This is a genomic window from Anaerobacillus sp. ABR4_321, from assembly GCF_056158505.1.
The window spans coordinates 3,028,057-3,046,634 of the sequence record NZ_JBSWTK010000001.1 but is presented as its reverse complement, the minus strand read 5'-3'; the positions used below and the strand labels follow the sequence as shown (position 1 = coordinate 3,046,634).

18 protein-coding genes are annotated in these 18,578 nt (G+C 41.4%); 11 read left to right on the top strand and 7 right to left on the bottom strand.

Features of this window, described 5'->3' with window-relative positions:
- The first annotated feature begins 96 nt into the window (after positions 1 to 96).
- Positions 97 to 1,617 (top strand): MDR family MFS transporter, encoded by a 1,521-nt coding sequence (locus ACXADT_RS15830; protein WP_270181698.1) that lies wholly within the window; start codon positions 97 to 99, stop codon positions 1,615 to 1,617.
- On the opposite strand, the gene ACXADT_RS15825 is transcribed toward ACXADT_RS15830, so the two are convergent.
- Both ACXADT_RS15825 and ACXADT_RS15820 read right to left on the bottom strand, forming a co-directional pair.
- Positions 1,612 to 1,986, bottom strand: a complete 375-nt coding sequence (locus ACXADT_RS15825) for a VOC family protein (protein ID WP_474812270.1) — start codon at positions 1,984 to 1,986, stop codon at positions 1,612 to 1,614. The genes ACXADT_RS15830 and ACXADT_RS15825 overlap by 6 nt on opposite strands.
- A 12-nt stretch (positions 1,987 to 1,998) precedes the next feature.
- Positions 1,999 to 2,739 carry a sulfite exporter TauE/SafE family protein gene (locus tag ACXADT_RS15820; protein WP_474831853.1) on the bottom strand — a complete coding sequence of 247 codons (741 nt, stop codon included), beginning with the start codon at positions 2,737 to 2,739 and terminating at the stop codon, positions 1,999 to 2,001.
- Positions 2,740 to 2,896: 157 nt separating this feature from the next.
- Between ACXADT_RS15820 and ACXADT_RS15815 the strand changes: the two genes are divergently transcribed.
- From ACXADT_RS15815 to ACXADT_RS15805, 3 genes are all read left to right on the top strand, one after another.
- The gene (locus ACXADT_RS15815; protein WP_270181701.1) at positions 2,897 to 3,754 is read left to right on the top strand and encodes a LysR family transcriptional regulator; all 858 of its coding nucleotides are present in this window, start codon (positions 2,897 to 2,899) and stop codon (positions 3,752 to 3,754) included.
- A 97-nt stretch (positions 3,755 to 3,851) separates the two neighbouring features.
- Positions 3,852 to 4,571: a 2,3,4,5-tetrahydropyridine-2,6-dicarboxylate N-acetyltransferase gene (gene dapD / locus ACXADT_RS15810; RefSeq protein WP_270181702.1), complete on the top strand. Its 720-nt coding sequence runs from the start codon at positions 3,852 to 3,854 to the stop codon at positions 4,569 to 4,571.
- A 6-nt stretch (positions 4,572 to 4,577) separates the two neighbouring features.
- Positions 4,578 to 5,693 (top strand): N-acetyldiaminopimelate deacetylase, encoded by a 1,116-nt coding sequence (locus ACXADT_RS15805; RefSeq protein ID WP_270181703.1) that lies wholly within the window; start codon positions 4,578 to 4,580, stop codon positions 5,691 to 5,693.
- 42 nt (positions 5,694 to 5,735) lie between these two features.
- Here ACXADT_RS15805 and ACXADT_RS15800 read toward each other — a convergent pair whose 3' ends face one another.
- A complete protein-coding gene (locus ACXADT_RS15800) occupies positions 5,736 to 6,512 on the bottom strand; it encodes a sulfotransferase family 2 domain-containing protein (protein ID WP_474831851.1) in 777 nt (258 codons plus the stop codon).
- 230 nt (positions 6,513 to 6,742) lie between these two features.
- Here ACXADT_RS15800 and ACXADT_RS15795 point away from each other — a divergent pair, with 230 nt between their 5' ends.
- On the top strand, positions 6,743 to 6,988 hold the full coding sequence (locus tag ACXADT_RS15795) for a YkuS family protein (RefSeq protein WP_270181705.1): 246 nt from the start codon (positions 6,743 to 6,745) through the stop codon (positions 6,986 to 6,988).
- A gap of 35 nt (positions 6,989 to 7,023) precedes the next feature.
- Here the strand turns inward: ACXADT_RS15795 and ACXADT_RS15790 are convergent, their stop codons facing one another.
- Together ACXADT_RS15790 and ACXADT_RS15785 are read right to left on the bottom strand one after the other, a co-directional pair.
- Entirely contained in the window at positions 7,024 to 7,227 is a 204-nt protein-coding gene (locus ACXADT_RS15790) for a ChaB family protein (RefSeq protein WP_270181706.1), read from the bottom strand.
- Between the two features lie 62 nt (positions 7,228 to 7,289).
- Positions 7,290 to 8,126 (bottom strand): mechanosensitive ion channel family protein, encoded by an 837-nt coding sequence (locus ACXADT_RS15785; protein WP_270181707.1) that lies wholly within the window; start codon positions 8,124 to 8,126, stop codon positions 7,290 to 7,292.
- Positions 8,127 to 8,411: 285 nt separating this feature from the next.
- On the opposite strand from ACXADT_RS15785, the gene ACXADT_RS15780 reads away from it, so the two are divergent.
- The 6 genes from ACXADT_RS15780 (at position 8,412) to ACXADT_RS15755 (ending at position 16,156) form a co-directional block, all read left to right on the top strand.
- Positions 8,412 to 8,960 carry a peroxiredoxin gene (locus tag ACXADT_RS15780; RefSeq protein WP_270181708.1) on the top strand — a complete coding sequence of 183 codons (549 nt, stop codon included), beginning with the start codon at positions 8,412 to 8,414 and terminating at the stop codon, positions 8,958 to 8,960.
- Between the two features lie 309 nt (positions 8,961 to 9,269).
- On the top strand, positions 9,270 to 11,024 hold the full coding sequence (locus ACXADT_RS15775; protein ID WP_270181709.1) for an ABC transporter ATP-binding protein: 1,755 nt from the start codon (positions 9,270 to 9,272) through the stop codon (positions 11,022 to 11,024).
- Between the two features lie 19 nt (positions 11,025 to 11,043).
- Positions 11,044 to 12,846 carry an ABC transporter ATP-binding protein gene (locus tag ACXADT_RS15770; protein ID WP_474831849.1) on the top strand — a complete coding sequence of 601 codons (1,803 nt, stop codon included), beginning with the start codon at positions 11,044 to 11,046 and terminating at the stop codon, positions 12,844 to 12,846.
- A gap of 182 nt (positions 12,847 to 13,028) precedes the next feature.
- Entirely contained in the window at positions 13,029 to 14,357 is a 1,329-nt protein-coding gene (locus tag ACXADT_RS15765; protein ID WP_270182051.1) for a cytochrome ubiquinol oxidase subunit I, read from the top strand.
- Positions 14,358 to 14,369: 12 nt separating this feature from the next.
- Positions 14,370 to 15,386, top strand: coding sequence for a cytochrome d ubiquinol oxidase subunit II (locus ACXADT_RS15760; protein ID WP_474831848.1), 1,017 nt, complete (start codon positions 14,370 to 14,372; stop codon positions 15,384 to 15,386).
- A gap of 104 nt (positions 15,387 to 15,490) precedes the next feature.
- A complete protein-coding gene (locus ACXADT_RS15755; protein WP_224881665.1) occupies positions 15,491 to 16,156 on the top strand; it encodes a potassium channel family protein in 666 nt (221 codons plus the stop codon).
- A 452-nt stretch (positions 16,157 to 16,608) separates the two neighbouring features.
- Here ACXADT_RS15755 and rnjA read toward each other — a convergent pair whose 3' ends face one another.
- Together rnjA and ACXADT_RS15745 are read right to left on the bottom strand one after the other, a co-directional pair.
- Positions 16,609 to 18,276: a ribonuclease J1 gene (gene rnjA / locus ACXADT_RS15750; protein ID WP_270181712.1), complete on the bottom strand. Its 1,668-nt coding sequence runs from the start codon at positions 18,274 to 18,276 to the stop codon at positions 16,609 to 16,611.
- A 3-nt stretch (positions 18,277 to 18,279) separates the two neighbouring features.
- Positions 18,280 to 18,489 (bottom strand): DNA-dependent RNA polymerase subunit epsilon, encoded by a 210-nt coding sequence (locus tag ACXADT_RS15745; protein WP_270181713.1) that lies wholly within the window; start codon positions 18,487 to 18,489, stop codon positions 18,280 to 18,282.
- Between the last annotated feature and the right edge of the window lie 89 nt (positions 18,490 to 18,578).

Genomic DNA, 18,578 nt, shown 5'->3' with positions numbered 1-18,578 from the left:
TAAAACCCGGTATGAATATACCGGGCTTTTCTATTTTCAGCTCGAGAGATAACTTGTAAAATGTTAGTAAATGATGTAACTAGTGGGGATGTCTTTATGAAGAGTTTAACGGAGAAAGTTCTAACCAGTGTGAAAAAGAAAGAAACAAATCGTCCTCTCGTACTTTCAGCTATTGTGATCGGAATGTTCATGGCTGCAATAGAAGGAACGATCGTTTCAACAGCGATGCCAGGAATCGTTTCTGATCTTGGTGGCTTTTCTAAGTTTAGCTGGGTATTTTCATCATACTTACTTATGTCCGCCATTACGGTATTATTATTTGGAAAGTTATCAGATCTTTTCGGGCGAAAGCCAATCTACGCTTTCGGAGTCATCGTGTTTTTAATCGGTTCGATACTTTGTGGTTTTGCAGAGACGATGGAAGCACTCATTCTCTTTCGGTTGATTCAGGGAATCGGTGCAGGGGCTGTTCAGCCTATCGCACTTACAATCGTAGGTGACATGTACTCAATGGAAGAAAGAGCAAAGATACAAGGGTATTTAGCTAGTGTATGGGGAATTTCAGCCATTGCGGGACCTGCTCTCGGTGGGCTCTTCGTTACATATATCGATTGGTCATGGGTTTTTTGGATGAACATCCCACTTGGGATATTGTCTCTTATTGGGGTGCTAATGCTTCTACATGAAAATATCAGTAAAGAGAAGAAACCAGTGGATTATCCAGGAGCGCTCGTACTACTAGTTTCAGTTAGTGCTCTTATGGTCTTGCTCATTCAAGGTGGTACGTACTGGGAATGGACTTCTTTGCCAATACTCGGGCTGATCGTTTTGACAATGTTTGGAATAGGGTTGTTCTTTTTTATTGAAACTCGTGCAAAAGAACCAATCATGCCACTTGGAATTTGGAGAGACCCCTTAATTACCCTCGCAAACTCAGTAACATTCACAACGGGTATCATCTTGATCGGTGTCTCGAGCTTCTTGCCAACATTTGTGCAGGGGGTTATGGAGCGATCGCCTATTGTTGCGGGCTTCACACTCACGACGATGTCGATCGGATGGCCGATCGCATCTACGATAGCAGGTAAGCTCGTCATCAAGATCGGATTTCGTATTACATCAGTCTTAGGAGGCATTTCTCTTCTCATTGGCGCAACGATCTACATGATGATGACGCCAGAGCTCGGGCCACTTTTCGCCGGAACAGGTTCCTTTTTTATTGGGGTCGGAATGGGGTTAACATCGACAACCTTCATCGTTGCGATTCAAAGCTCAGTTGCCTGGAAGCAGCGTGGAATCGCAACAGCTTCTAACGTATTCATGCGAACACTTGGAAGCGCAGTAGGTGCAGCACTACTAGGAGGAATCTTGAATAGCCGCCTGAAGCACTATCTTGAAAGTCGTGATGTCGACCTTGATATCAATTCAGCTAATATGCTTCTTGATGAAGAAAAAAGGAATAATCTTGAGGCTGCTACGCTAGCAATCTTGCAAAACGGTTTGACGGTTTCTCTAAAATGGGTTTATTTCGGCATCGGCATACTAGCTCTTGTTAGTTTTGCGGTTGTGATCTTTATGCCAAAGCATTCGAACAAAAGAAATCCGTCTCGATCATGAGACGGATTTCGGTTGAATGAACTCGATTCTATTCTTAAAAGGATCGTAGAAAGTAAACCTATCGAAACCAGCGATTTGCGTTTCTTCCTTTATCTGAACATTAAAGTGTTGTAATCTAGCACGAGCTTCATCAATGTTTCCTACTTCAAAAGCAGGGTGTCGTTTACTTGGATGAACATCTTTTTCGACACCGATATGAATTTCGATGCCTGCACCCTTGAGCCAAAACCCACCGTTTTTCTTCAATGCCTCAGGTTTTTCGATCTCCACAAATCCAAGAACGTCTTTATAAAACATTCTTGCTTCATTCTCCATGCCTACAGGTATACAGATTTGTATGTGATGAACTCTTCGATAGTCGATATTCATATAAAACACTCCTTAAAATTGACTTGTGAATATGCTGTAGCAAACTTGGAAGATTAATAGGATCGTCATCGTTCTTAGAAGCCAGTCGATCTGTGAAAGCGACAGCTTATCGGCTATTCTTACTGAAATTTGAGCCCCAGTAATGGAACCGACGGCTAACGGTATGGCGATCGTCATATCTAGATGACCACTCAAGGAATAAACGATAACAGCGCCTGTACAGCTTAAAAATGTATTAAAACGTGTTAATCCGATTGAAAATAGATACGAAAGCCCGCACTGTCTAAATAAATGCATTTGAAGCGTCGCTTGTCCTGGACCAAATGATCCATCGTACCACCCGATAACTCCGACAAAGGGAAGCGCTCTTTTCGGGACTTGTTTTGACGTTGTACTAGACTGCTTTTTCTTCAAAAATGATAGCCCGAGTGCAGCTACGAGAAGAGAACCTGCGAATAGCTGGAGAGCCTCATCGGAGAGGGAAGAAGCGAACAAGCCACCAAGTATTCCTCCAATTAAAGCAATAGGACCTGTTTTTAATGCCTCTTTCATCGCTAGCTCTTTTCTTCTTAATAAAACGAAAAAGCTTGAAAATGAACTTAACATGTTAGAAAATTTGTTAGCAGAAATAATCGAATGAATCGGTAGCCCTAGTAAGATCATAGCGGGCAAGTTGATCAAGCCGCCGCTACCAGATAATGTTCCAATAAATGTTGCGATGAGTCCGATTCCAAATAACCATAGCCATTCCATAGTGAATCACCCTTTTTCGTTCATATTGGAATCTCCTTCCATAGTATATTATTGTTAGAGTGATAATGAAAATAGATAATAATGATGATAATACATAAGAAAAACTTATGATTACGATCATCAGAAATATGTAGACAAAACGTCGGAGAGTGATGAGATGAGTACAGAATACAAGGTTCTTTCGATTCTTGCTGAAGAGAAGAACATGCGGAGAGCCGCAGAGCGGCTATACGTTTCACAACCAGCACTAAGTCAGCGGCTCCAATCCATCGAAAAAGCCTGGGGTGTACCGATCTTCCTAAGATCTCAAAAAGGCTTGACGGTAACACCTGCAGGAGAGCGAATCATCGATTTTGCCAACGATACGCTCAGAAGAGAAGAAAAAGTATATGAAGCATTAACTTCGCTGAGTTCTGAAGTTCACGGAACGTTAAAACTAGCAGTCGCATCGATTATAGGACAGTACTGGCTTCCTTCTGTATTAAAGAGGTTCGTTGAGAATTATCCTAGTGTGAAGATTTCGCTCGTAACAGGGTGGAGCAGTGAGATTTTAAAATATTTATATGAAGATGATATTCATGTCGGAATCATTCGAGGCAAGCCAGACTGGAGAGGGAGAAGTCATTATCTCTTGTCTGATGAACTATATTTAGTCGACACTGCGATCCGTTCGATCGAAGAGCTTCAGCAAACTGAGAAACCGTTCATACAGTTTAAGAGTGATTCGACTTACTATCAAGAGATTCAGGAATGGTGGCAAACGCAATCGTTTGCTCCACCAAAGAAAACGATCGTTGTGGACCAAATCGAAACGTGCAAACAGATGGCGCTGAACGGCATCGGCTATGCGATCCTCCCATCGATCTCGATTACAGAAGATGTGAGTGAATATCATCGCATCCCTCTTTTAGATAAAGAAGGAAACGCGTTGAAACGAGATACGTGGTTATTAACGAATGATACCGCACTTCAATTAAAACAGGTGGAAAAGTTCATCGAACTCCTCGACGGATAGGAAATCATTAGACTTCACGAAAACAATCATGTACGATAAAATGAAAAGCATGCGGCAAAGCCGTGTAGCTATTTGGAATCAAGGAGGAAGAATAACCATGAAAATGATGGATGCAAACGAAATTATTAGCTTTATTCAAAACAGTGAGAAATCAACTCCTGTCAAAGTACATATTAAAGGGAACTTAGATGGTATCGACTTCGGTAGTAACACGAAGACGTTTATTACTGGCGATACTGGTGTGCTTTTCGGAGAATGGAAAGACATCAAAAACGTCCTTGAAAACGAAGCTTCTAACATCGAAGATTACGTTGTAGAAAACGATCGCAGAAACTCTGCGATTCCAATGCTTGACCTTAAAGGCATTCAAGCACGAATCGAGCCTGGCGCGATCATTCGTGATCAAGTTGAGATCGGAAACAACGCAGTTATCATGATGGGTGCTATGATCAACATCGGTTCTGTTGTTGGCGAAGGCACAATGATCGATATGAACGTTGTTCTTGGAGGACGCGCAACAGTTGGTAAGAATTGTCACATCGGTGCAGGCGCTGTTCTTGCAGGTGTCATTGAGCCACCTTCTGCAACACCAGTTATCATTGAAGATGATGTTGTCGTTGGAGCGAACGCTGTTGTCCTTGAAGGTGTAAAAGTTGGAAAAGGCGCAGTGATTGCAGCTGGATCGATCGTTACAGAAGACGTTCCTGAATACACGCTCGTTGGTGGTACTCCAGCACGAGTACTTAAAGAAATCGATGATCAAACTCGTTCTAAAACAGAGATCAAAAAAGAGCTTCGTCAGCTTAAAGCAGACTGATTTCACATGAATAGAAGAGCAGTAAGACGAGATCTGCATCGTATCCCTGAAATAGGATTTCAGGAATATAAGACACAGCAGTATCTGCTTCAGTTCATCGAACAGCTGCCTCAAGAGCATCTTGAAGTGAAAACTTGGAAAACAGGAATCTTAGTACTCGTAAAAGGAAGTAACCCGACTAAAACGGTCGGTTACCGTACTGACATAGACGGCCTTCCGATACAAGAGCAAACTGGGTACCTGTTTCAATCAGAGCATGAAGGATACATGCATGCTTGTGGTCATGACTTTCATATGACGATCGCGTTAACCCTTCTTGAACACTACGCTGTAAAACGTGTGAAGGATAACCTGCTGTTTATTTTCCAACCAGCAGAAGAGGGACCAGGTGGAGCTCTTCCAATGTTAGCTTCAGAAGAATTTAACGCTTGGAAGCCTGATGAAATGGTTGCTCTTCATATTGCACCAGAATATCCAGTCGGCACGGTCGCAACGAAGCCAGGTTTGCTCTTCGCAAACACTTCAGAGCTATTTATCGACTTGATCGGCAAGGGCGGGCACGCTGCTTATCCTCACCATTCACGCGATATGGTCGTTGCAGGCAGTCATCTTGTTACACAGCTTCAATCGATCGTTGCAAGGAATATTGATCCCCTCGATTCGGCAGTCGTTACGATCGGGAAGATTGAAGGGGGGACGAAGCAAAACATTATTGCTGAAACCTCCCGTCTTGAAGGGACGATCAGATCGCTTTCGGCAGATTCAATGACGCTTGTGAAAAAGCGTGTTGAATCGATCGTCAAAGGGATTGAAGCTTCATTTGAATGTGAAGCGAAAATCGATTATGGCTCGAACTACTATCAAGTGTTCAATGATGCGCAGCTAGTCGAAAGGTTTATGAACGTTACTAGAGAGTTAAGCGATATAACTATGATTGAGTGTCGTGAAGCGATGACGGGCGAAGACTTTGGGTATTTCTTACGAGATATACCAGGGTTCATGTTTTGGCTTGGAGTAGATTCAGAATCAGGACTGCATTCCTCTACTTTGAAGCCAGATGAAGATGCGATTGACGTCGCGTTCGATGTTCTTACAAACTATATCGACAGCACGTTTGGATAATAAGACGCCTCGAGGATCACCTCGAGGCGTTTTTTTTGTGCCTTAAACCGTTTTTAGCGTTTGACTGTATTGATATGTTACAAAATCATGTTTATAAATTTCTTTAACTAATTGCATAGTTTCTTCATTATAAAAGTTTTGATAGTCAGGAACCGGCTTGTTTAAGGAAGATTGTGACATCTTCACTTCAGCAAAGCACCTCTCATCAAATTTCTTCATCTTACCCGTTATGTGATGAGGAGATTTTACGATCGTTTCTATGGGAGAGTGTGGCAGTTTATATTGTTTTTCTATCGTTTTTAACTCATTCATGAAGTTTTCAAGTCGTATATAGTTTTTTATTAGCAACTCTTCTCCATCAGTGTATTGTTGTGCAATATGGAGGTTGATCGCGCCTTTTGTAACACCGATGTTTCTTATAATATACAGAAATTGTTTGAAAGACATACCATCTTTAAGGTGTGGTGCGATGACTCTCATAATGCTTTCATTCGTTATCGTTGCAAAATAAGAGCTCACTGCACGCGTGAACGGGTCTCGAACAAGCTTGTAGACATCTTTTTCATCGTTAGCTAGTGCTTTCAGTATATTCTTCTCATAATGTGGTTGATTTTGAAATTCGTTCATTCTATATGAGTGAATGGACTCGTATTGCGAGGCCGTTTCAAGTAGTCCTATGTGATAAAAATACCATTTAGCAAGTGAAGTACATCCTCCTTTTGGGCTCCAAAAGAATAGGATTGGGAAATTAGAATCGTATAAAGGAAGTGGAGGTGAGACTAACTTGTTGATTACCACTTCTTTTTTAAGATTGCCCAATAGTGCTCAACTCCTTTAAGGCTAGTCCTATTATTGACTATTAATTATAGTATGCAAAGGTAATTGGAAAAGTGAGGTCAATGTCTGTTCTGGTCGCATTATGATTTTATGGGTACGAATATTTCTTTTCGGAAACTAATGATTTATGTTCAAACAATGAATAGTTTAGCGAAAATAGTTCATCCTAATGCTAGTACTCGCAATGCATTAGAGGGGAAGGAGTGAAAAGCATGAAAAGAATCGCTGTAGAAGATACGCTTTCTGACGTAGCACAAGCGCTTCAAGCAAAAGGGTATGAAGTGGTTTCCCTTAAGCAGGAAGCTGATGCAAACGGCTGTGATTGCTGTGTGATCTCAGGTCAGGATCAGAACGTTATGGGAATGCAGGACGCTACTACACAAGGAAGTGTCATCAACGCTGATGGCATGACAGCTGATCAAGTTTGTCAGCAAGTCGACAGCAGATATCAGCAATAAAAAAACCGCCCCCTTCTAGAAGGGGGCGGTTCTCGTTAATCATCTTTTTTTACCCAATTGCCATTATCGTTCTTTTCGTATTTCTCTTCCACTGCACTCCAAGCTACTTTAAAAGCTGTCTTCTCGTTATCGTATTGCTCTGAAGCAGAATTAAAGGCTTCCTTAAAGATATCTTGTGCATGGGATGGAAGATTATCTTTCACCTGATCTGGCAGGTCACTTTTCGAATCATAAGGCAATGACGTCACGCTCCTTTAACGATTTGTCATTACTTTACCCAGCGCTAGTGACACTTAAACGATTACTGCTCTTTCTTCTCAAGGTAAACTTGATGTGGAAAAGGGATTTCGATTCCGTTCGCATCGAAAGCTTCTTTAATCTCTTTACGAAGTTGACGCTCAACGCCCCACTGTTCCATATTCTTTGTTTGACAGAGAACGCGGATGACAACATCAGAATCACCCAGGTTTTGAACACCTAGAACGTTAGGACCTTCAACGATTGAATCGTTCGTTTCGGCAACCTTTTCACACACGTCTTGAAGAACGCGAATCGCTTCGTCAATATTGTCATCATATGAAATGCCAATATCGACAAGGGCGCGCATGTTTCCTCTAGAATGGTTGCTCAGTGAGCTGATCTCACGGTTCGGAACATAGTTAAGTGTTCCGTCAAAAGAACGGATATGAGTTGTGCGGAGGCCAACTTCTTCAACGATTCCACCGAATCCAGCTGCTGTTACATAGTCGCCAACATCCATCTGCTTTTCAAGTAAGATGAAGAATCCTGTCACGACATCACTAACCAGTCCTTGAGCACCAAAACCAACTGCTAGACCGATGATACCAGCACCAGCGATCAATGCTTTAATATCGAATCCAAACGTATCGAACACGACTGCGACAACGATGAAAATCAATACATAAGCGAAAATGCTCATCGTTAAATTCTTTAATGTGTCTGCTCTGCTTTGACTCATATTTTTTTTCGTAGTTACTTCAGTGAAGGACTTTTCAATAAAACGAGTTCCTAATGATTTCACGATCGCATAAACGATAAAGATTGCGATAAGTTGTAGAATGAGTAGTCCAGTATCAACGAGCAATTCTGCCCAGCTGATGTTTTCAATAAAATCCATGTTTCTCCTCCTTTAACCAGATACGGGTATATACCTTACTGACAAAGTATAGCGAAAAATGTCGCTACGGTTCAAGTGAAGTGTTATAGAAGACGTAAGAAAAATATTTCGTTATACTTATCATGTCATGTTTATGAAATAGAATACACGGGCAATATAGGGAAGTACGTTTCCTATTCATTATATTAAATTAATTATTACTTAATATTGACTATAAAAAATGGTTGTACTATAATGACAAACGTGGGCGAAAGCCGCAGGATATTTTCTAGGAGGGATTTACACATGGCAGAACGCATGGTAGGTAAACAAGCACCTCGCTTCGAAATGGAAGCAGTTATGAACAACAAAGAATTCGGTAAAGTAAGTCTTGAAGAGAACATGAAGAACGACAAATGGACAGTTCTTTTCTTCTATCCAATGGACTTCACATTCGTGTGCCCAACTGAAATCACTGCACTAAGTGACCGTTACGATGAGTTCGACGATCTAGATGCAGAAGTAATCGGAGTATCTACTGATACAATCCATACACACCTGGCTTGGATCAACACTGACCGTAACGAAAATGGTCTTGGTGACTTAAACTATCCACTAGCTGCAGATACAAACCATAAAGTATCTAAAGAATACGGCGTATTTATTGAAGATGAAGGTGTAGCACTTCGCGGACTATTCATCATCAGCCCTGAAGGTGAACTTCAGTACGCAGTTGTTAACCATAACAACATTGGCCGTGACGTTGATGAAACACTTCGTGTGCTTCAAGCACTTCAAACTGGTGGACTTTGCCCAGCAAACTGGAAACCAGGTCAAGAAACGCTAAACGTATAATATAGAGTAAACCTAAAACCTCCAGGTGATCCTGGAGGTTTTTTATTTAAACTATCATACTAAAATCGGTCATAAAAAGAAGAGTTTATACGTAATGTAACATGTGCAATGACCTAAGTGTCGTGCTCACTCTGTTTTCGTAGAAAGAACAATTTGTATGCTAGTAGTGGTAAAAAACCTTCAAGAAGAAAATCTTGGAGTTTTTTTTATTTAATAGTCTCAATTGGTGGTTATTTATTTCGAAATCCGATATATTATGTATATTGTCACTAATTTTACAATTCATTTATAGTCAAAGGTGGTGTCGCGTTGGATACGTTTAAGAGATTAAAAGATTTTTATTGGCCGTATAAGAAGTTGTTCTTATGGTCTGTGTTCTCATTGTTTTTTGTAACCGGAATCACGGTGGTATACCCGATGGTCCTGCAATTTACGATCGATGACGTCATTCTGAGTCAGGAGTATCAATGGGTTCCTTATCTCGCATTTGGATTTATAGGCATTATGTTGTTTAAGGGTATCGCTACATTCTTTCATCAGTACTTAGGGGATCTCTTTGGGGTAACAGCTGTCTATCGACTAAGAGAAGAGCTTTACAAAAAGCTTCAGTACTTACCTTTTCGATACTATGATAATGCGAAGACCGGAGATTTAATGTCACGCTTAACTGCTGATGTTGAAGGTTTTCGCTTTTTCCTTTCTTTTGGATTCGCACAAGTGATCAATTTTTTACTACTGATCACATTCAGTTTGATCGTCATGTTCAATTATTCTGTTCCGTTAGCGCTCGTAACGCTAGGAATGCTCCCTTTCCTCAGTATCGCAGTTTATCGCTTTGATAAAAACGTCCACCCAGCATTTAGAGGAATCCGGAAATCGATGGCGAGGTTAAATACGAAGGTACAAGAAAACATTAGCGGGATCAATACTGTCAAATCGCTATCGAGAGAAGACTTCGAGATCGGTAAGTTCGTAAACAGCAATACGGACTATCGCGACAACTACTTAACGACGTCGAATATATGGGCGAAGTTCTTCCCGATGATGGAGTTTATCGGAAATCTCTGTGTGGTGTTCCTACTATCATATGGTGGGTATCTCGTATTCCAAAACCAGCTTCGACCTGGAGAACTCGTTGCTTTCTTTAGTCTTGTTTGGTACATCATCTGGCCGATCATGAACTTAGGATTCGTCATCAACACTTTCTCTCAATCAAAAGCTTCAGGTGAACGACTACTTGAAATTTTAGATGAACCTGAAGATATATCTGATAAAGAAGGTGCCATCGAGGTGAACCGTTTAGAAGGTCATGTTGAGTTTAAACATGTGACGCACAAGTATGCTTCTGAAGATGACGAGGCGTTGAAGGATATTTCTTTTGATGCACCAAAAGGTACAACAATTGGTTTATTAGGTGCAACGGGGTCAGGAAAGACAACGGTTACGCAGTTGATCGCTCGTTTTTATGAACCAGATAGTGGAGAGATCTTGATCGATGGTAAAAAGATCGATGACTATACATTCAAGTCTCTTAGGAGAAATATTGGCGTAGTGCTTCAAGAGACGTTCTTATTTTCATCAACAATTCGCGATAATATTGCCTATGGCGATCCTGATGTTTCGTTCGAGAAAATTCAAGATGCAGCGAAACGTGCACAGGCGCATGAGTTCATTATGGAATTGCCTGAAGGGTATGACACGGTTCTTGGAGAGCGTGGAATGGGGCTTTCAGGAGGACAAAAACAACGAATTGCAATCGCTCGAGCTATTTTGACAGATCCAAGTATTTTGATTCTCGATGATGCTACGAGTGCAGTCGATATGCAAACGGAGTTTAAGATTCAAAAAGCTTTCGAAGAAGTGATGAAGGGAAGAACGACGTTTATCATCGCGCATAGAATTTCTTCATTGAAGCATGCCGATGAAATCCTTGTATTGAATAAAGGAGAAATCGTTGAGCGCGGAAAGCATGATGAACTGATCGAGAACGAAGGATACTACCGAGGTATCTACGATATTCAGTATCAAGATCAAAAAGAGATTATGAGTAGACAGACGGTTTGAAAAGGGGTGAAAAAGAGAAATGAAACAGAATCGTAGACAACGATTTCACTATTCTCAGGATTCAGCTATTGAAAAACAGTTTAACTGGAAGCAGATGACGAGGCTCCTAGGATACATGGAACCATATAAGAAAACCCTTCTCCCAAAAGCAATCATTACGATGCTTATTTCAACAGCTGTAAGGTTGATCGTACCGATCTTTATCGGGGTATTGCTTTTCGATCATGCGATAAAAAATAAAGATGAAACGCTATTGATTCAGCTCATTATTGGTATAGCCGTGCTGTATGTCATTTCATGGATTTCGAACACATACCGTATCAAATGGACGAATCAGCTCGGTCAATACATCATCTATGATATTAGGCAGGGGTTATTTAAGCACATACAAAAGCTATCGCATGGATTCTTTGACAAACGATCAGCAGGTTCAATCTTAGTAAGAATCATAAACGATGTAAATTCGATGCAAGAACTTTTTACAAATGGTGTTATCAACTTGTTAATGGATATCGTTTTATTACTTGGTATCCTCGTGGTCATGTTTATTCTAAGTCCAGAGTTGACGCTAGCGATCATGATCATCCTTCCGCTCATGTTCTTAATCTCGACTAGGCTACGAAGAAGGATTAGGAGATCATGGCAGCAGGTTAGGGTGAAGCAAGCGAAGCTAAACTCTCACTTGAACGAAAGCATTCAAGGTATTCGCGTGACACAGTCTTATACACAGGAAACAGAGAACATGGACTTCTTTGAAGGCGTAAACCATGAAACATACTCAAGTTGGAAGGATGCGACGAAGAAGAGTGCGATGTTCCGACCTTTCGTAGAGATGTCGAATGCAATTGGAACAGCGATTCTGATTTGGTTTGGTGTCTATTTAATCCAAAACGGTCTCGATTATGGTGTCTTCGTAACGTTTGCTTTTTACTTAGGAATGTTCTGGGAACCGATCTCAAGATTAGGTCAAGTATATAACCAGCTACTCGTAGCGATGGCTTCATCAGAGCGTATTTTTGAATTTTTAGATGAAAAGCCAAATGTTCCTGAGAAAAAGGATGCAAGAGAATTTAAAGAAATGAAAGGTGAAATCACGTTCGAAGACGTTGAATTCTCCTATGATAAGAAAAGAAAAGCACTTCATCAGATGAGTTTAAGAATGAAAGCGGGCGAAACAGTTGCACTTGTTGGGCACACTGGTTCTGGTAAATCAACAATCGCCAATCTGATCAGCAGGTTTTATGATCCTACAAAAGGGTCAGTAAAAATCGATGGCGTCGATTTACGAGATGTTAAATTGGATAGTTTGCGCCAAAAAGTGAGTGTCGTGCTTCAAGATACGTTTATCTTTTCTGGAACGATTATGGAAAACATTCGTTTCGGTCGACCTGATGCAACAGATGAAGAAGTACTCGAAGCAGCAGAAGCAGTCGGAGCGGATCAGTTTATCAAGAGGCTAAGCAATGGGTATGAAACGGAAGTTGAAGAGAGGGGTAACGTACTTTCAGTGGGTGAACGTCAGTTGTTATCTTTCGCCCGCGCGTTATTAGCCGATCCGAGAATTTTGATACTCGATGAAGCAACCGCTAGTATCGACACAGAAACTGAGCTCAAGATTCAGAACGCACTAAACGTCGTGCTTGAAGGTAGAACTGCGATTATGATCGCCCATAGGCTGTCAACGATCCGTGGAGCAGACAATATTATCGTGTTAGATCATGGTCGTATATTAGAGCAGGGAGATCATAACGAATTGATGCGTAAAGGTGGAACCTACTACGAATTAGTCCGTTCACAGTTTAATATGATGGATGCAGGATAATAAAGAAGTCCTTTTCGGGCTTCTTTTTTTAATTTAGATTGTGATACTTGTCACAAAGTCCTTGTTCAGTCATAATAGATTTGTAGAAAGCTTCACATGTTTGTTAGTTTTTGTTCAAGTTGATAAGGGAAGATTGTTTACAAGACTTTGAGTTGATCTAAAAGGGGATGAAGTAGGTGGAAATGGATTCAGCGATGCTCAGCAGGCTTTTAACAAGCCTTACACTAGGGTTTCATATAATCTTTGCAACTCTCGGTGTTGGTGTGCCTTTGCTTATAAGTTTAGCAGAATGGATCGGGATCAAGCGCAATGACCCTTACTACACGTTATTAGCAAGACGCTGGTCAAGAGGGTTTGTTGTAACTGTTGCAGTAGGGGTTGTGACAGGAACGGCTATTGGCTTACAGCTTTCTTTACTCTGGCCAAACTTTATGCAGCTTGCCGGTCAGGTAATCAGTTTGCCTTTATTCTTAGAAACGTTTGCGTTTTTCTTTGAAGCAATCTTTCTAGGAATCTATTTATATACATGGGATCGATTTAAAAAGCCAATCTACCACTGGTTGATTTCAATACCAGTCGTAATCGGTTCAACCATGTCGGCAGTCTTTATCTCTACAGTCAATGCGTTTATGAATGCTCCACAAGGTTTTACGATGGTCGATGGTGTATTGACTGATATAGAACCGCTTGCTGCGATGTTTAATCCTGCGACGCCAACTAAAGTAGGTCATGTTGTAATGTCCGCATACCTTACATCGGCAATCGTACTAGCCGCGATCACAGCATTTATGATGCTCAGGGGCAAGACTGGTACGTATTACAAAAAAGCGTTGAAACTGACGATGACAGCAGGTTTTATTTTTGCGATTGGGACCGCGATGGTAGGGGATTTCGCAGGGAAGTTTCTTGCGGAATACCAACCTGAAAAACTAGCTGCTGCAGAATGGCATTTTGAAACAACTGGGAATGCAGGGTTAATTGTTGGAGGTATTCTAGATGAAGAGAATGAAGAAGTTAAATACGGTCTCGTGTTACCTAACTTCTTAAGTATCCTTGCTCACGGTAACCCGAGTGCGGAAGTGATGGGCTTAGATCAAGTACCAGAAGATGAAACACCGCCACTCTTTATCCATTACCTTTTTGATGGCATGGTAGGAATCGGAATGTATTTAGCAGCTCTGACGTTCTTCTATATGCTCGCTTTAAGGGTTAAACGATTCAACCCGGGTAACAGATGGTTACTAAGGCTTATCGTCATTGCAGGACCGCTTTCGATGCTTGCAATTGAATTTGGATGGATTTTCTCAGAAGTGGGGCGTCAGCCTTGGATCCTTTGGGACATTCTCCGAACAGGTCACGCTGCAACAACGTCGGATCACGTAGGCTTGATGCTGATCTTGTTCTTATTGTTATACATCGTCCTCGGGACGCTTTGTGTCATCGTTCTTAGAAAGATGTTCCACTCGAATCCAGCAGAAAATGAGTTAGAGGAAATCGCAAAATCTAGATAGGGGGGTGTCAAATTGGATATTCAGGTTATAGGGATCACGGTGTTATGGGTATTTCTATATGGCTATCTAATCACTGCTTCAATCGATTTCGGAGCCGGCTTCTTTGCATACTATGGAGAATTAACAGGCCGAGATCATATCATCAACCGTATTATCAGTCGGTACTTATCTCCGGTTTGGGAAGTCACGAATGTGTTCTTCGTATTCTTTTTTGTAGGTCTGATCGGTTTCTTTCCAGACACAGCATATTATTTCGGAACAGCGTTGCTTGTGCCTGGAAGTATTGCGATCATTCTCATAGCCATCAGAGGATCATTTTATGCGTTCGGGAACTACGGTGCAAAAAAGAGTAAAGTGTATACCTTCTTGTATGGAGTGACAGGGTTATTGATCCCTGCTTCGCTCTCAACGGCACTCACTTTATCTGAAGGTGGTTTCATAGAAGAAGTGGATGGCAACGTCACGTTTCTCGCAGGTGAACTTTTCACAAGTTTTTATTCTTGGTCAGTCGTGTTACTTGCGATCGTTTCTGTATTGTTCATCAGTGCCGCATTTCTTACATTTTATGCAAGCAGAGCGAATGATACGCCTGCGCTTGAGCTTCTAAGGAAATACGCTCTCTTTTGGAGCGCACCAACCATTTTAGCTAGTATACTCGTCTTCGTAGCGCTGCAGCAACACAACCCTGAGCATTTTGCGAGCACGCTCGACTATGCATGGCTGTTTATTGCATCACTGTTTTGTTTCTTAGTTGCAACATACTTGATCTTTCATAAGAAACGCTATGGAACAGCCTTTATCTATGTTATGCTGCAATTCTTTTTTGCGTTCTTTGGCTACGGGGTGTCACACCTCCCGTGGATTTTATACGACTACGTTACGATTTACTCTGGCTACACGAACGAAACGATGGGGGTTTACCTAGTAATTGCGTTCGTAGCAGGACTATGCTTACTCGTACCTTCTCTAATCTTATTGATGCGACTATTCCTCTTTGATGCTGAGTATGTAAAAGGGAACAAGTCGTAAAGAGATCATATTGACACGGTGGTACAACGTGATAGGATAGAGTTAACAACGTGGCAGCGGATCGCTGTCACGTTTCTTTCCGAGATAAGTAGGAGGAGTGTACGTTGAAAAAACAATTTGCGGTTATTGGACTAGGCCGTTTTGGCGGTAGTATATGCAAATCATTGAGTCAACAGGGAATGGAAGTTCTCGCAATCGATATGGATGAAGACAAAGTTAACGAATTTTCCTCCGTAGCAACGCACGCTGTTATCGCAGATTCAACGGATGAGAGCGTATTAAAAAATCTAGGTATACGAAATTTTGATCACGTGATTGTCGCGATCGGAGATAATATCCAGTCAAGTATCCTTACAACGTTGATCTTGAAAGAGCTAGGTGTAAGTAACATTACGGTAAAAGCTCAAAATGATTATCATGAAAAAGTTCTGAACAAGATCGGTGCTGATAAGATCGTTCACCCAGAGAGAGATATGGGGATGAGGATTGCTCATAATATCATATCGAATAGTGTACTCGACTATTTAGAGCTTTCAGATGAACATAGTATCGTCGAACTTATCGCAAACTCAAGAATGGATAATAAAACGATTATCGAGCTCGATATCCGAGCAAAGTACGGTGCCAACATCGTTGCAATTAAGAATGGTGATGACATCATCGTTTCTCCTCAAGCGGACCAGAAGATCTACAAGGGAGATATTTTGATCGTGATCGGCTCAGATCAAGACATCAACCGTTTAGAGCGCCAGCTGCTTAATAGAGATTAATCAAAAAACCGCCTGTCATTGCGACCGGCGGTTTTTTCAGTTTAAATGATGACTTCGTTCTAGTAGTGTCTATACCGCAGAAAAACAGATTGTTTAAAGAGAATCAAGTTTTTTTCTTGATGCAAGACGTGTACATTCTAATTAAATTTAGGAAAGGAAATATTTCATATCCTGAGCTCTAATGAAGAAGCGTTCTACTGTTTTTAAATCAATTCTTTTAGGTTTTAGAATACATTTAACGCAGATTGGAGCGGAAGGATACTTGACTCCTGCGGGATATGCGGGACAGGTAAGACCCCGCAGGAACGAGGAGGCTTACCGCCCGCCCCGCGGAAAGCAAGTATCCTGGAGCGCAAATCCCACCAGCCATAATGGATCGTTACCTATTAACGTTACTCGACAATCTAAAAAAAACCGCCTATCGAAGTGACAGGCGGTCTTTAATGATATTTTTAGATCTCCATGATGATCGGTAGGATCATTGGACGACGCTTTGTTTTCTCGTATAAGAATGGTGCAAGCGTATCAGTGATTTCGTTCTTGATCTCAGACCACTGACTCGTACGTTTCTCCATGACGCCATTAAGATGCTTCGATAGAAGATCTTGTGCATCATTGATAAGATCTCCAGATTCTCTCATGTATACAAAGCCGCGAGAGATGATGTCTGGGCCAGAAAGGATCTTGAATTCTTTCATGTTGATGCTGACAACAACGATAACGAGACCTTCTTCAGAAAGAATCTTACGGTCACGAAGAACGATGTTACCAATGTCTCCGATTCCTTTTCCATCAACGTAAACAGAACCTGATGGAATTTTACCGCTGATCGATGCTTCATTTTCGCTTAGAGCTAGCACTTCACCATTGTCCATGATGAATGAGTGGTCTTGTGGAATGCCACAGTCCTGAGCGAGCTTCGTATGCATCTTAAGCATTCTGTATTCACCGTGGATCGGCATGAAGAACTTTGGCTTGATCAGGCGAAGCATCAATTTCTGTTCATCTTGCCCACCGTGTCCGGAAGTATGGATATCACTTAGTTTGTGATGGATAACTTCAGCTCCAGCACGAGACAGCTGGTTAATAATTCTCGAAACGCTTACCTGGTTACCAGGGATCGGCGAAGAGGAGAATACAACTGTATCACCAGGGATGATTTGAATTTGACGGTGCGTACCGTTAGCGATACGAGATAGCGCAGCCATCGGCTCTCCTTGACTTCCTGTACAAAGGATCGTTACTTGATTTTCTGGAAGTCTGTTGATTTGATGCGCATCGATGAACGTATCTTTCGGCGCACGAATGTATCCGAGTTCTTGTCCAATCGTAATGTTCGCTTCCATACTACGTCCAAATACCGCGACCTTACGTCCGTTTTCAACCGCAGCTTCAACAACTTGCTGAAGACGGTGGATGTTTGATGCGAACGTTGCGAAAATAACGCGGCCATCTACTTTTCTAAAAATGTCCTGAATCGTCTCACCGACGCGACTCTCAGACATCGTAAAGCCAGGAACTTCACTGTTTGTTGAGTCAGATAGAAGTGCTAATACGCCTTCTTTCCCGATCTCGGCCATCTTAGTAAGGTTAGCTGGCTCACCTACTGGAGTGAAGTCAAACTTGAAGTCACCTGTATGAACGATGTTTCCAGGTGGTGTCTTAACGACTACTCCAAAGGAATCTGGAATACTGTGTGTTGTTCTGAAGAACGCAACAGATGTTTTTCTAAACTTGATGATGTCATCTTCTGTAATTTCGTTAAGAGACGCTCCTCTTAGAAGACCGTGTTCTTCAAGTTTGTTTCGGATGAATCCTAGCGCAAGTTTCCCACCAAAGATTGGGACATTAATTTCGCGAAGTAAGTATGGAATACCTCCGATGTGGTCTTCGTGACCATGTGTGATGAAAAGTCCTTTAATCTTATCCTGGTTTTTCACTAGGTAAGAATAATCAGGAATTACGTAATCAATTCCTAGTAACTCTTCTTCAGGGAACTTAACCCCTGCATCGACCAGGATAATTTCATCCTGGAACTGAATACCGTACATGTTTTTGCCGATTTCTCCTAGTCCACCGAGTGCAAAAACGGCTGTTTGATGATTTTTAACAAATTTCATAGTTTATACATTCTCCAATTCAAAGTGCTCTGATTTTTGCTCGAATTCTAGAAATTCATCTTCTACTGTTTGAATGAATTCGATATTGTAGTTGCGTTCCTTTAATTTATAGCGAACTTCCCGTTCAGAATTAGCCTCAACGTACAGGCTGTTTGTTCGCTCTCTTACAGGAACCTCCTTTTTTGTTTCTTGATAGTAAACCTTATAAATCATTCTAAATCTCTCCTTAACCAAGACAATTTGTGTGCATCTCCGTTTATTATATAGGAAATTGGTTTCTTTTTCATGTTTCAAATAGATTT